At 59.2% G+C, this 13,928-nt stretch carries 14 protein-coding genes; 6 read left to right on the plus strand and 8 right to left on the minus strand.

What is annotated here, in order from left to right:
* Positions 1–17: 17 nt before the first annotated feature.
* The gene (panD, locus tag CFA77_RS14245; protein WP_206991255.1) at positions 18–374 is read right to left on the minus strand and encodes an aspartate 1-decarboxylase; all 357 of its coding nucleotides are present in this window, start codon (positions 372–374) and stop codon (positions 18–20) included.
* A gap of 272 nt (positions 375–646) precedes the next feature.
* On the opposite strand from panD, the gene CFA77_RS14250 reads away from it, so the two are divergent.
* Positions 647–1,984: a hypothetical protein gene (locus CFA77_RS14250; protein WP_206991256.1), complete on the plus strand. Its 1,338-nt coding sequence runs from the start codon at positions 647–649 to the stop codon at positions 1,982–1,984.
* 90 nt (positions 1,985–2,074) lie between these two features.
* A complete protein-coding gene (locus CFA77_RS14255; protein WP_206991257.1) occupies positions 2,075–2,686 on the plus strand; it encodes an NAD(P)H-dependent oxidoreductase in 612 nt (203 codons plus the stop codon).
* Here CFA77_RS14255 and CFA77_RS14260 read toward each other — a convergent pair.
* Positions 2,678–3,097 carry a secondary thiamine-phosphate synthase enzyme YjbQ gene (locus CFA77_RS14260; RefSeq protein ID WP_206991258.1) on the minus strand — a complete coding sequence of 140 codons (420 nt, stop codon included), beginning with the start codon at positions 3,095–3,097 and terminating at the stop codon, positions 2,678–2,680. The two genes, CFA77_RS14255 and CFA77_RS14260, sit on opposite strands and share 9 nt — an antisense overlap.
* Before the next feature lie 122 nt (positions 3,098–3,219).
* On the opposite strand from CFA77_RS14260, the gene CFA77_RS14265 reads away from it, so the two are divergent.
* The gene (locus tag CFA77_RS14265) at positions 3,220–4,062 is read left to right on the plus strand and encodes a neutral zinc metallopeptidase (RefSeq protein WP_206991259.1); all 843 of its coding nucleotides are present in this window, start codon (positions 3,220–3,222) and stop codon (positions 4,060–4,062) included.
* Positions 4,063–4,113: 51 nt separating this feature from the next.
* Positions 4,114–5,403: an O-acetylhomoserine aminocarboxypropyltransferase/cysteine synthase family protein gene (locus CFA77_RS14270; RefSeq protein ID WP_206991260.1), complete on the plus strand. Its 1,290-nt coding sequence runs from the start codon at positions 4,114–4,116 to the stop codon at positions 5,401–5,403.
* Positions 5,404–5,495: 92 nt separating this feature from the next.
* Here the strand turns inward: CFA77_RS14270 and rpoD are convergent, their stop codons facing one another.
* The 5 genes from rpoD to CFA77_RS14295 all read right to left on the minus strand — a co-directional run bounded on the left by rpoD (position 5,496) and on the right by CFA77_RS14295 (position 11,242).
* Entirely contained in the window at positions 5,496–7,451 is a 1,956-nt protein-coding gene (gene rpoD / locus CFA77_RS14275; RefSeq protein WP_206991261.1) for an RNA polymerase sigma factor RpoD, read from the minus strand.
* A gap of 66 nt (positions 7,452–7,517) precedes the next feature.
* Entirely contained in the window at positions 7,518–7,787 is a 270-nt protein-coding gene (locus tag CFA77_RS14280) for a hypothetical protein (protein WP_034810610.1), read from the minus strand.
* Positions 7,788–7,861: 74 nt separating this feature from the next.
* Entirely contained in the window at positions 7,862–9,769 is a 1,908-nt protein-coding gene (gene dnaG, locus CFA77_RS14285; RefSeq protein ID WP_084332938.1) for a DNA primase, read from the minus strand.
* 122 nt (positions 9,770–9,891) lie between these two features.
* Positions 9,892–10,659: a PRC-barrel domain-containing protein gene (locus tag CFA77_RS14290; protein ID WP_206991262.1), complete on the minus strand. Its 768-nt coding sequence runs from the start codon at positions 10,657–10,659 to the stop codon at positions 9,892–9,894.
* Between the two features lie 94 nt (positions 10,660–10,753).
* The gene (locus CFA77_RS14295; protein WP_242517384.1) at positions 10,754–11,242 is read right to left on the minus strand and encodes a GatB/YqeY domain-containing protein; all 489 of its coding nucleotides are present in this window, start codon (positions 11,240–11,242) and stop codon (positions 10,754–10,756) included.
* A gap of 154 nt (positions 11,243–11,396) precedes the next feature.
* On the opposite strand from CFA77_RS14295, the gene carA reads away from it, so the two are divergent.
* Together carA and CFA77_RS14305 are read left to right on the plus strand one after the other, a co-directional pair.
* On the plus strand, positions 11,397–12,578 hold the full coding sequence (carA, locus tag CFA77_RS14300) for a glutamine-hydrolyzing carbamoyl-phosphate synthase small subunit (RefSeq protein ID WP_206991263.1): 1,182 nt from the start codon (positions 11,397–11,399) through the stop codon (positions 12,576–12,578).
* A 33-nt stretch (positions 12,579–12,611) separates the two neighbouring features.
* Positions 12,612–13,274, plus strand: a complete 663-nt coding sequence (locus CFA77_RS14305; protein WP_206991264.1) for a 2OG-Fe(II) oxygenase — start codon at positions 12,612–12,614, stop codon at positions 13,272–13,274.
* A 16-nt stretch (positions 13,275–13,290) separates the two neighbouring features.
* Here CFA77_RS14305 and CFA77_RS14310 read toward each other — a convergent pair whose 3' ends face one another.
* Complete coding sequence (locus CFA77_RS14310) at positions 13,291–13,875, minus strand: TetR/AcrR family transcriptional regulator (protein ID WP_206991265.1); 585 nt, start codon at positions 13,873–13,875, stop codon at positions 13,291–13,293.
* Positions 13,876–13,928: the final 53 nt, after the last annotated feature.

Genomic DNA, 13,928 nt, shown 5'->3' on the forward strand with positions numbered 1-13,928 from the left:
TTTGATGACCGCCCCGGCTAGACGGGGCGCTTGATCTCGTTGTGGTCGTCCAGCAGCACAACGGTCGGCGCATGCTGGCGGGCCTTGTCGGCATCGATCCCGGCAAAGGCCGCAATGATGACTTTGTCACCGGCCGCAAAGTGGCGGGCCGCCGCGCCGTTCACACCGATCGTCTTCGAACCGCGAGGAGCTTCCAAAGCATAGGTCTGAATGCGAGCGCCATTGGTGACGTTCCAGATATCCACGCGCTCATTCGGCAAGATGCCCGAAGCGTCGAGCAGGTCCTGGTCAATCGAGACCGAGCCTTCATAGTGAAGGTCGCACTGCGTGACGGTCGCAGAATGCAGTTTCGCTTTCAGCATATTGAGCAACAAGGATGGATCCTCCCGGATTATTATGAGCGCGTCATTATGCTCATAGTGAGCATATAGGAAGGCCTGCGGCCTTGCGCAAGGCGCTTATTGCATCGCAGCAAATGTGAGTAAAGACGATATTGGGCGCTTGGGCCTCACCTTCACGCGAGGTCATGACATACCCTCGCTCCCATACCCCTATCTCGCGAATTCCGTATCAAAATGGGTCGCCTTGCAGGATTTCGTCTGTTAACAATCTGTAAGGCTGGGGAATAATACAGGGGAAGAACGACATGAAACAGGTGTCAGCAAGCGCCATCGCCATCGCAATGATCGTCGCCGGCTGCGCGTCCAGCCCGGACCCCGCACCCGCGTCTCCGCCGCCCGCAGACGGGCAGGCACCCAACGGACCCGTGCGCGGCATACCCAATCCCGGTGATGATGACTTTCTCGGCGCGCCAACCCCCACCGTGCGGCGCCATACCGGCCGCGCCAGCGGCGGCGCCGTGCCCGCCAAGGACTACCTCCCCTATATCGATGTCGCGATTGACGAGGCAGCCGTCTATTCCGAGTTCGGAGACATGCTGCAGGACCGTTACACGCGCATCCAGATCGTCACGCTGAAACCCGACGCTTATGACATGGAAGGCGTGACGTCCGGCGTGCGCAGTCAGGAAGTTGAGGCTCGCAATTATGACGAGGAGAGCCGGGGCTGGTTCTCTCGCATGATGTCTTCGCGCAGCATTACCCGCACCCTGATCGCCGAATTCGATGTGGCCAAGCCGGACATCACCGCAACCAACGCGCTCTTCTCCTCCACCTTCTCCTCGAATAACCGCGAGGGCGAATCCTGGACGACGAACGAAAGCATCTCGGTCTATGCCACGCCTTACTTCAAGGTCGGACCCAACACGACCATTGAGGCACGCTTTCGCCTGCAGTTGTCGGATGAAAAGGAATCTTCAGCCAGCGCCAATGTGATGGGGGCGCTGACCACCGCCGCCAATCTGATCGCACCGACTTCCACACTGGTCACCTATTTCAATGCGCCCCTGATGATGGAGGCTTCCAACTTCCTGAATAACTCCACCAGCACCCTGTTCGGTCAGTCGATCACGGAGCAATCGGTCAGCGCGTTTTCCGTGAAGGCATGGAGCGACAAGCCGATCCTCGTTGTCTCCGCACAATTGCCGGACACGAATGATATCAAGGACACGCGCGGCAAAGGCGCCATCGGTCAATGGGCCGTGTATCTGGACCAGCCGATCCCGTCCATTTTCACAGCAGGTGTTTCGGATACCGGATACCCGGACTTTACCGGCGTCACTTCAGGCGACATCCTGGCTTTTGATGTTGGTGAAGACCTGACCGTGTATGATTACATCTTCTCACGGCTCGACCTGTCAGATCGCATCTCCTACCTCAACAGCTCGGCTGACCCGGACGTTGCCGGCCTGATCTGCAACCGGATTGAGCGTGGCCTTTCCGAGATCGGATTCACATCCTATGACGCGGCCGCTGCGGTCTGGGCCGCATCCGTCTCCGATCAATTCAATGGCGCCGCCAAGTCTGCCTTCCAGGGCGAAAACACATGCGAGGCCATGATACGCTGGAAAGCACTGGGCGGCTGATTCGCTCACGCGACCATAACCCTCCCCTGTTAGCAGCACTTATGGCCCCATGCAGTTGCGGTCCTTTAATGGCCCGGCCAGAAGGAGAGGATGACAAATGTCCTCATCGTCAATGGTCACCAGCCCTTTCCAACCTCTCCCGGTACACTGAACTCTGCCTTTGTCGAACGCGCTCGGCGTATATTCGAGGCGGCCGATTGGAACATTCGCACCACTCATGTTGCAGATGGATGGGACACGGAAGAAGAGGTCGCCAATCAACTCTGGGCCGGTCAGATACTTTTTCAGTTCCCCCTGAACTCCATGGGCTTGCCCTGGCCTCTGAAGCGTTATCTCGATGAGGTATACACCGCCGGTATGGATGGCCGCCTGTCAAAGGGAGACGGGCGCAGCCGCAAGGACCCGTCCCGCCAATATGGCAGCGGCGGTCACCTGACCGAAACGCAATACATGCTGTCGCTCACACTCAATGCGCCGCGAATGGCATTTGGCGATCCGAACCAGAATTTCTTTGAAGGTCGCTCCGTCGAAGACCTGCTCTGGCCGGTGCATTTGAATTTCCGATTTTTCGGTATGCAGGCCCTGCCGAGCTTTGCGGCATATGATGTTTCCAAGGCGCCCACAATCGCGGCAGACTTCGAACGCTTCGATGCGCATTTGCGAAGCGCGTTTGGCTTGCCCGCCCAGCAATCCTCAGCCTGATGTGAGGAAATAAGCAACCACGCGCCGGGTATGCGGGGCGTCGCGATGCTCGAACAAATATATGCCCTGCCATGTGCCAAGCGCCATGCGCCCGCCCGACACCGGAATAGAGAGCGAGGTCTGCGTGAGGACGGCCTTGATATGGGCAGGCATGTCGTCCGGCCCCTCGGTGCGATGCACCAGATAGTCCATGGAAGGGTCATTGGCGGGCGGCACAAGGCGCCGGAAGAAGGCCTGCAAATCCCGCTGCACGTCCGGATCGGCATTCTCCTGCACCAGCAGCGAACAGGAGGTGTGCTGGCAGAACAGGGTCAGCAGGCCATCGCCCTCTCCGGCCACGAAGGCTGCCGCATCGCGGGTGAACTCATAAAGGCCGGAACCGCGCGTCGAAATCGTGAGTTGGGTCTGCATCGCTTCCGAATACCTGTCCATCTTGCGCCGGGCAATCGGCAGATGACTTTGCGGGGTGACGGCTCACGCTGCGCCCTGTATCCAAATATTTACCTGGATTAACCAATTGCACGGAGTGGGACATGCGCTGGAAAGGTGGACGCAGAGGCGGAAACGTCGAGGACAGGCGCGGCATGAGCGGCGGCAAGCTTGCGGGCGGCGGCATCGGCTTTGTCCTGATCGCGCTGGTCGTGTCCTATTTCCTGGGCATTGACCCCCAGCCCCTGCTTGAGGCCGGCAGCGGCATGTCATCCGGCCAGCAACAGCAATCCGGCGAAGTCGGCACCCCAGAGGATGAGGCCGGCCAGTTCGTCGATGTTGTCGGGACGAACGTCAACGATGTCTGGGCCGAGCTGCTCGACGGCTATAAGAAGCCGAATACCGTCATCTACACGCAAGGCACGGGCACGGGCTGCGGCTATGGCCAGGCCGCGATGGGGCCTTTTTATTGCCCGGCCGACCAGACCATCTATCTCGACCTCTCCTTCTGGCAGCAGATGGAAACCCAGCTGGGCGCGTCCGGCGCAGATTTCGCCCGCGCTTACGTCATCGCACACGAGTTCGGCCATCATGTGCAGACGCTGACCGGCGCCTCACAACAGGTTCGCAAGGCACAGCAACAGGCTCGTAATCAGGCCGAAGCCAACAAGTATTCGGTCGCGCTCGAACTGCAGGCCGATTGCTATGCCGGCGTATGGGCCGCCCGCGCTGCAGAGGCCTCCAATGGCCAGGTCGCACTCGAACGCGGTGACATGGCAGAGGGACTGAAGACCGCCAATGCCATTGGCGACGACATGCTGCAAAAGCGCTCGACCGGTCGCGTCTCGCCCGAAGGCTTCACGCATGGCTCGGCCGAACAACGCATGGAATGGCTGACCCGGGGTTATGAGAGCGGCGACCCCCGCCAGTGTGATACGTTCAACTGAGCCCCTGCCCGAACGGGGGGAAACAACACCATTCAAAGAGGGAGAGCCGACATGACCGACGGCAAGCCAATGGGGTTCGACACCCTGCAAATTCATGCGGGCGCAAACCCGGACCCCGCCACTGGCGCGCGTCAGGTGCCGATTTACCAGACAACGGCCTATGTCTTCCGCGACGCAGACCACGCCGCCGCGCTCTTCGGCCTGCAGGAAGTCGGCTATATCTATTCCCGCCTGACCAATCCGACCGTGGCCGCCCTTGGCGACCGGATCACCGCGCTGGAAGGCGGCGCGGGCACTGTCTGCTGTTCGTCCGGTCATGCGGCCCAGATCATGGCGCTGTTCCCGTTGATGGCCCCCGGCCGCAACATCGTCGCCTCCACGCGCCTCTATGGCGGCACGATCACCCAGTTCAGCCAGACCTTCAAACGCTTCGGCTGGTCGGCCACCTTCGTGGACTTTGACGATCTCGACGCCGTGAAGGCCGCGATTGACGACGACACGCGCGCCATCTTCTGCGAGACCATCGCCAATCCGGGCGGCTATATCACGGACCTCGACGCGATCGCCGAAATTGCCGATGGCGCGGGCATCCCGCTGATCGTCGATAATACGACGGCCACACCGTATCTCTGCCGCCCGATCGAGCATGGCGCGACCCTCGTCGTCCATTCGCTGACGAAATACATGACCGGCAATGGCACGGTGACCGGCGGCGCGATTGTCGATTCCGGAAAATTCGACTGGTCCGCCTCTGACAAGTTCCCGTCCCTCTCCCAGCCAGAGCCGGCCTATCACGGCCTGAATTTCCACGAGACATTCGGCCCCGCCGCGTTCACCTTCCACGGCATTGCCATCGGCCTGCGCGACCTCGGTATGACGCTCAACCCGCAGGCGGCGCATTATACGCTGATGGGCATCGAGACGCTCTCCATGCGGATGGAGAAACACATTGCAAACGCCAAGAAAATTGCCGCGTGGCTGGAAGGTCATGACGCGGTTGCCGGCGTTACCTATGCCGGGCTTGAGTCCTCCCCCTACAAGGACCGTATTCCGAAGATCTGCCCGAAGGGTGCGGGCGCGCTGTTCACGGTCCAATTGAAGGGCGGCTATGAAGCCTGCACGAAATTTGTCGGCGGCCTGAACCTGTTCAGCCATGTCGCGAACCTCGGTGACGCGCGCAGCCTGGTCATCCACCCGGCCTCCACCACGCACCGCCAATTAACCGAAGAACAGCAGATCGCCGCTGGCGCCGCGCCCAACACGGTCCGCCTCTCCATCGGCATCGAAGACGCCGACGACCTGATCGCAGATCTGGATCAGGCGCTAAACGCGGCAGGCTAGTCACGCTTCGACAAATCCAAAAACAAAAACAAAAACAAAAAAAGGCGGCCTCGACGGGCCGCCTTTTTCAAACTTGGATCGGCGCTTGCGCCTTATGTATCCAGGAAGCTCCGCAGTTTGCGGCTGCGGCTCGGATGCTTCAGTTTGCGGAGCGCCTTGGCTTCGATCTGGCGGATTCGTTCGCGGGTCACCGAGAATTGCTGGCCGACTTCTTCCAGTGTGTGATCCGTGTTCATACCGATGCCGAAGCGCATGCGCAGCACGCGTTCCTCACGCGGCGTGAGCGAGGCGAGCACGCGCGTCGTCGTTTCGCGCAGGTTCGACTGGATCGCGGCGTCGACGGGCAGAAGCGCCATCTTGTCCTCGATGAAGTCGCCGAGGTTTGAATCCTCGTCGTCGCCAATCGGCGTTTCCAGCGAAATTGGCTCTTTCGCAATCTTCAGAACCTTGCGGATCTTTTCCAGCGGCAGACCCAGCTTTTCGGCCAGTTCTTCGGGGGTCGGCTCGCGGCCGATCTCGTGCAGCATCTGGCGCTGGGTACGGATGATCTTGTTGATCGTCTCGATCATGTGCACCGGAATACGGATCGTGCGGGCCTGGTCCGCGATGGACCGGGTAATCGCCTGACGGATCCACCAGGTTGCATAGGTCGAGAATTTGTAACCGCGACGGTATTCGAATTTATCGACCGCCTTCATCAGGCCGATATTGCCTTCCTGGATCAGATCCAGGAATTGCAGGCCACGATTTGTGTATTTCTTCGCGATGGAGATCACGAGGCGCAGGTTGGCCTCGACCATTTCCTTCTTGGCGATGCGCGCTTCGCGTTCGCCCTTCTGCACCGTCTGCACGATGCGGCGGAAATCATCGATCGGAATACCGATTTCCTGCGCGATTTCAGAAATGTTGTCGCGGGACTCGGTGATCTCGGCTTCCTTGCCTTCGGCAAAGCGCTTCCACTTGGCCGACTGGCCTTTAACAGCCTCGATCCAGTCCGGCTCCAGCTCGCGGCCGAAATAGTTCTCGAGGAATTCCTTGCGCGGCACGCCATAGGCATCGCCCATGCGCATCAGCTTGCCTTCCATGCCCATCAGCTTCTTGTTGATGGCATAGAGCTGTTCGACCAGCGCTTCGATCCGGGCATTGTTGATGTGGATCGTCTTCAGGTTTTCGACGATCGAGTTTGATAGCGAGTCATACTCTTCCTGAGCCTTCGGCGTCAGGTCCTTGCCTTCGAGGCGACGGTTGACGAGCTTGTCCTGCAGCTTGCGGTATTTCGCAAAATCGTCGGCGATCTCGTCCAGCTTGGCCAGAACGCCATCGCGCAGTTCGGCTTCCATGGCGGACATGGACATTGCCGCAGCATCATCCTCGTCCTCGTCGTCATCATCGTCTGAGGATTCTTCGCCTTCGGCTTTCGCCTCGTCCGCTTCGTCTTCTTCTTCCTTGGGCTTTGGCTCAGGCGGCGGGTTTTCCGCGCCATAGGTGGCCTCAAGGTCGATCAGGTCACGCAGCAGGATGCGCTCGTTCACAAGCTCGTCGCGCCAGACCATCATGGCTTCGAAGGTCAGCGGGCTTTCGCACAGGCCGCGGATCATCGCATCACGTCCAGCCTCGATGCGCTTGGCAATCGCGATCTCACCTTCACGCGACAGCAGCTCAACAGCGCCCATTTCGCGCAGGTACATGCGGACCGGATCATCGGTGCGGTCAGAACCGCGCGCATTGCCCTTCTTGGCAACGACTTTCTTGTCTTCAATCTTGGTGAGCGCCTTGCCTTCGGCTTCGGCTTCTTCTTCGCTCTCGACCACTGCAATGCCCTGCTCGGAAATCTGGGACATCACGTCCTCGATCTGGTCGGAGGTCATTTCGTCATTGGGAAGCAGAGCGTTGATTTCGTCATGCGTGATGAAGCCGCGCTTCTGAGCGCGCTTCAGGACTTTCTTGACGTCGGTCGCATTGAAATCGACCAGGCCGTTTTCATTGTCCTTGTCGTCATCACGGTCGCCATCGCCGGAGACGTTCTTTTTCTTGGTGGCTGTTGCCATTCAAATCTCTCCTGTGAGGACCCCGACTGCGCTTGCCGAGAACTCTCCCAAAATAATACCTGCCTGTTAGCTTTCGCTGACTGTTCCTGCTGCCTCGTACATGCGGTCCCGCAGGACCGTTCGGTTCTCAACGAGCTGAAGACGCCTGTGCCATATACATGACGGCAGGGTCGATCCCTTGCACGCAGCATCCATGCCACGGTCAAGAGCAGGCTCGTGTGAACGTCCGTCTTCCAGAAATTGCTCGATGGCCGTTGGCCAGTCCTTTGCCTCGGGTTCAAAAACCGCGTTCAGAGGCAGATGAGGATAGTGTTTGAGCAGTTTGTCAGCGCGCATGTTCCCTGCTTACAGTAAATGGGCATGGATTGCGTTGCGGTCAATAGGTTTTCCTGCGTTTGAAGCCGCGATGCCTAATTGCTGGAGCCATCTGGCTTGAACCAGGGGTTCTTCTCTTCGAACTGTTTCCAGAAATCGCCGATATTCGCCTTGCCCATCGCCTTTTCCTGCTGATCGACCAGAACACGCTCCTCATAGGCCTTGCGCTTCTCGGCCACCAGTCGACGTTTCAATTTGAGACGCCGCACTTCGTCATCCGCAGATGGGGCGGTATCGACCGGGATGAACACCTCGATCGCAGCTTTCCAGGACCGGTAGGCCGGATCGTCAACATTGATCCGCGACACCTGCGTCATGTCGATCTGGGAGACTTCCCGCTCATGCCCCTCCCGCGCCAGCAATTCCAATACGGCGTCGAAAGTCAGCTCCCTGTTTTCGATCAGGAAATCAACGAGCAGGTCGCGCAACCGGTTGGACATTACATTGCGGAAATCCGCCGCGATCAGCGTCTCTTCCATCCCAGACAAGATTGCAGGACTGGCAATGGCCTGCATCAGCAACAGCACACCGGGGCTCTGTTTGCCGCCGGTTTGCGGACCCGTCGATGGGCTGCCTCCATAGGGGGACGCGCCGCCCTGCCCCCGTCCTCCGGGCTTGCCCTTGGTAAAGGAACTCTGCCGTTTGGCCTGACGGATCTGCCAGAAATGATCCTTCATGCGCGCGCGCAAGTCACGCTCATAGGCGGCCTTGACGCCGGGATGCTTGATCTGGGCTGCAGCCTGCATCAGCCGCGCCTCCAATCCGGCCTGACGTTCCGGCGTATCCAGCGGTTCGGCATCGCGCTCGCGCAGCCAGAGCAGTTCCGACAGGGCGATTCGCCCGTCCAGTGCTTCGCCCATCGCCATCGGTCCACGCTCGCGGATCAGGTCATCCGGATCCATGCCGTCTGGCAACAGCACGAAGAACAAGGACCGGCCTGGCTCCACATGCGGCAGCGCGCGGTCAACGGCGCGATAGGCGGCGCCAAGACCAGCCCGGTCACCATCGAAACACAATACCGGCTCCGGACCAGCGCGCCAGAGCAGGCTGATCTGCTCCTCGGTCAGCGCCGTGCCAAGAGGGGCAACCGCCTGTCCGAAACCGGCTTCGGTCAGTGCGATGGCGTCCATATAGCCTTCGCAGACAATCAGGCCGCCGCCTTCGCCATGCCCCAGTGCTTCACGGGCCGCCTTGTAGCGATAGAGCACGCGAGATTTGTGAAATAGCGGCGTGTCGCCGGAATTGAGGTATTTCGGCTTCGCGTCCGGCGTCAGCCCGCGACCGCCAAAGGCGATGATTCCGCCCCGGCTGTCAGGAATCGGAAACATGAGTCGGCCCCGGAACGCATCATAGGGCTCCCCGCCCTTGTCGCTTTCCTTGGTCAGGCCAGCTTCCAGAATCTCGGCGGCGGTAAACCCTTCGGCCTTCAGGTGCGCGCTCGTCTTGCGCCAATCATCCGGCGCATAGCCCAGCCTGTGGCGCTTCCAGGCCGCGGGCTTCAATCCCCTGCCCTCAAGGTATTCGCGCGCCGCGGCGCCTTCGGACGATTGCAGTCGTTCTTCGAAATACGACGCGGCTGCTTCGCAGACTTCCTGCAACCGTTTGCGATGGTCATAGGCTTCGGCGGCACGCGGATCGGACTTCGGCAATTCCATGCCGGCCTCTTCGGCCAGCTTCTCAACCGCTTCCATGAAGGAGAGCCGCTCGGTCTCCATTACGAAACTGATGACATCACCACCCATGCCGGACGAAAAGCATTTGAAGATGCGCTTCTGGTCGTTGACGTAGAAGCTCGGTGTCTTCTCGGCCGTGAACGGCGACAGCCCGACCCATTCCTTGCCCTTCTTGGTCAGCTTCACCTTGCGGCCGATCACATCCGAAGGCCGGATACGGGCCTTCAGTTCATCGACGAAGCCATCAGGAATGCGGACAGGGGAACTCATAGCGGCGCAGTGTAGCCTCAATGGGGAATTGGGGGAACGCTCCCCTGCCTGCTGAGGAACCGGAATTGCACAAAAAAGGCCCCGCGCGAGCGGGGCCTGATCTTGATGCCAAAGGAAATGGCTTAGTCGATGTCAGCCGTGAAACCCAAAGCACTGTTGAATTCCTGTTCGCTCAGGTCGATGACGATCTCGCCATCGCTGTCGCCTTGGGCAACCATGATTTTCGATGGATCGATCAGGAAGCGTTTGTCCGTCACAGCTTCGACGATGCCATCAGACACAACAGCATACTTGGCCTGGCCGTCTGTCTTCATGATCAGGTCTGTGACGCGCACATCCTTGTCATTGAAAGCCAGATTGATGTTCGTGCCAGTCAGCTCTGACGCAAGACGATAGTCGTTCATGCCATTCTGCTCGAACTCCTGAAGGTCATCCAGCATTTCCTCGGTCAGATCCATACGCGCAGCAGGTTCACCTTCCTCGTCGAACCAGATTGAGGCTTGCTCGAATGACACGGCGTGCAGATCACCGGCAAAACCATCACGAATGATCAGCATCGGTTCCATCGTACCCGACGCCAGCATGACGTCTTCAACTTCGCCAACTTCCTCGCCATTGGAGTCCATGACTTCTTCGCCGATCAGCTCAGATGTGAGGAATTCGCCGGATGTCAGCACGTAGTCGTCGCGGTCAGCCTCGGCCATATTGGTCTCGGTCGTCGCGTCACCGTAAACATCATTTTCGGTGTCGAACTCGCCATCATAGGTCGCGGTCTCGGTCATCGCCGTTGTATCGGTCTCAGCGGTCTGTGTGTGGGTATCAGCGCCCGAACAGGCCACAACACCCATCATCAGGGCAGCCGCACTCGTAGTCAGAAAAAGCCGTTTCATTTCAAAGTCCTTTCGTTGTGATCAATGCACAACCAACGGACCTCAAGCGACCTTTGTTCCAACCTTTCGCAGAATTAACCAGCAGGGCCGCCGGCTATTTTGCCGACGCCTTGTTCGATGTCAGCGCCTTGCGCATGACCTTGCCGGCGGTGCCGGATTCGATCTTTCCGGGATAGCGCTGTTTCAGCGCCGACATGCACCGACCGATATCCTTCAGTTTGCTGGCGCCGAGGTCTTCAACCACTTCTTCAACAGCCTCTTCAAGCGCCTTCGTACAGAGCGGCTCAGGCAGGAATTTGCGGATAATCTCGATTTCTTCGCGCTCACGAATGGCATCTTCGATACGGCCGGCATCATCATGCTCGTCGGCTGCTGTTTCGCGCTGGGCGATCATGATTTCGAGCACGTTACGCACGTCGGCATCCGGACAGCCTTCGCTGTCGCCACGCCCACGGGCGCACACATCACGGTCACGAATGGCCGCATCAATCAGGCGCAGCGTCGACAGGCGGGTGGTACAGCCACCGTCCTTTTCGCGCTCGGCATGCAATGCCTGCGCAACGCGCGCTTTAAGCGTCATCATGTCAGATTTATCTTCGTGGCCCATTCAAAATACGCCTTTCACACCAGCAACGTTCGTCTATGCTTGACGTTGCAGGGACTCAGTCCCATTACCCGGAAAAATGTCGGCGGAGAGAGTTAACCGTCTGACAACGATCCCGGAAGGCCAGCCAAATATGTCCGAACAAAGCAAAAAGCAAGCCAGCTCAACCGCCACGGGAGCTATCGCCTTGTCTGACGGCACTATTTTCTTGGGAAAAGGTGCAGGTGCCGAGGGCGTACACGTCGGTGAACTCTGTTTCAACACAGCCATCACAGGCTATCAGGAGATCCTGACAGACCCCTCCTACTCATCGCAGATCGTGCTCTTCACCTTCCCGCATGTGGGCAATGTCGGCGCAAATGCTGATGATCACGAGGAATCCTCGATTCCCGGCGCGAATGGGGCCTGCGGCACGATTTTCCGCGAGCCGATCACAGCGGCGTCCAACTGGCGGTCTGGCGAGGAATTCGGCGACTGGCTGACCCGCCGCAATATTGTTGCCCTGTCAGGCGTTGACACCCGCGCCATCACGCGCATCGTGCGCGAGCAAGGCATGCAGAAAGCTGCAATTTGCCACAAGCAGGACGGTAATATCGACCTTGATGCGCTCATTGAGGCTGCCCGCGCCTGGAACGGCCTGGAAACTGCTGACCTTGCCGCAGATGTAGATACAGATGCGCCCTTCGAGAATGCTCAGCGCCTCTGGCAGGTTTCCGGCGGCTATAGCGACATGGCCGACGCCAAACACCATGTCGTCGTTGTTGATTTCGGCGTGAAGAAGAACATCCTGCGCAATCTGGCCCAGACTGGCATCCGCACCAGTGTCGTGAATGGCGATGCCACCGCGGACGAGATTTTCGCCCTTAATCCCGATGGTGTGGTCTTTTCCAACGGTCCCGGCGACCCCGCCGCGACGATTGCCCGTTCCGGCGACATGATCCGCGCAGTCATCAACAAGGGCCTGCCAATTCTCGGCATTTGCCTTGGCCACCAACTGCTCGCCCTCGCACTTGGCGCCAAGACCATGAAGATGGCTCAGGGTCACCATGGCGCAAACCACCCGGTAAAAGACCTGGTCACCGGCAAGGTCGAGATTGTGTCGATGAATCATGGCTTCACAGTAGACCCGTCCACGCTGCCTGAGGGGGTCGAGGAGAGCCATCGCTCACTCTTTGATGGCACCAATTCTGGCCTCGCCGTGAAAAACCGCCCAATCATTTCCGTACAGCATCATCCGGAAGCCAGTCCCGGCCCCCAGGACAGCTTCTACCTGTTCCAGCGCTTTGCGGACCTGATGGCCGCGCACAAGTCCTGATACCGGCCACCGCGCCCGACATTCCGGCCCAGCATGGACGCTCCCCTTCCCCTACCGGGTGACAACCGTCTCGGCTGCGTCGCCGCAGACCTCGCAAGCCAGGGCTGGTCATGGCAGCCGGGCTTGCTGCCAGATACCTTGCTGGCCGCCATGCGCGCAGAGATTCAGAGACTGGACGCAGACGCCACACTGGCCCCGGCCGGAATCGGGCGCGATGATGACTTTCAGGTCGACCGCTCCATCCGCAAGACACGCATCACATGGCTTGATGGCTCCAGCGCCGCCCAATTGGCCTTTGCCGAATGGGCTGAACACTGGCGGGAGTTTCTCAACCGCACCCTTCTGCTTGGCCTGTTCGAGTTCGAAGCCTGCTACGCCGTCTATCCGGAAGGGGGCTTCTATGATCGCCATCTCGATAGTTTCGAAGGCGCGAAAAATCGGATCGTGTCGATCGTGGTCTACCTGAACGAGGCTTGGAGCGTAGACGATGGTGGCGCGCTGCTGGTCTGGCCGGAAGGCGCGACCGATGAAGCCTCTCCCGTTGCCTGCATTGTCCCGGAAGGCGGCGGGGTGGTGTTCATGCTGTCGGAGACAATCCCGCATGCCGTCGAGCCAACAGCGCGTCTGCGCTATGCCATTGCAGGGTGGTGGCGCGTAAATCCCGCGATGAATGGGCTCGCGATCCCGCTGGACTGAGCGACGGCCAACTGAATCAGGACATTTTCCGCAATAGGTGTTCAATCGTGTTGTAGATCGACTCGACTGTCACACCCGGCACTTGCCGGCTGAGCGCGACGCCCGCTCCGTTCAACGCCCCCTGCAGGATGACTGCAGAAGATGCCGCATTTTCGGTCGCTATAGCTCCCTGTTGGACAAGGTATTGGACGCCAACCCGCACACTTTTTTGGCTGAGATCAAAATCGGCCTCATACCAGTCCCGTCCCAGTGCCGCACGACCATCGATCAGCACAATCCTCTGATAGTCGGGCCGCGCGGCCCACTCCAGATACCGGCGCGCACCAGCGAGCATTGCCGAATATGGATCGCCCGAAGACCGGCCCTCCGCGGCGGCCGCCTGCGTGTCCCGGTTCATTTCCTGTTGCAAGGTTCGCCAGACCTCATAATAGAGCGCCTGCTTGTTCTCGAAATGATGGAACAGGGCACCCTTGGTGATCCCCGCATCTTCCACAATACTTGAGAGACTCGCTTCAAATCCTTCATCGGTAAAACGTTGCCGCGCCGCGCTCAGAATGGCTGAGCGTGTCTCACTGGCCTTTTTGGATCGACGGTTGGACATGTTTAGCTTTTCGGTTGTCGATCTAACATACCAGTGGTATGTAAAATTACCAA

The sequence above is a fragment of the Hyphomonas sp. KY3 genome (assembly GCF_017309975.1).
Classification (GTDB): Bacteria; Pseudomonadota; Alphaproteobacteria; order Caulobacterales; family Hyphomonadaceae; genus Hyphomonas.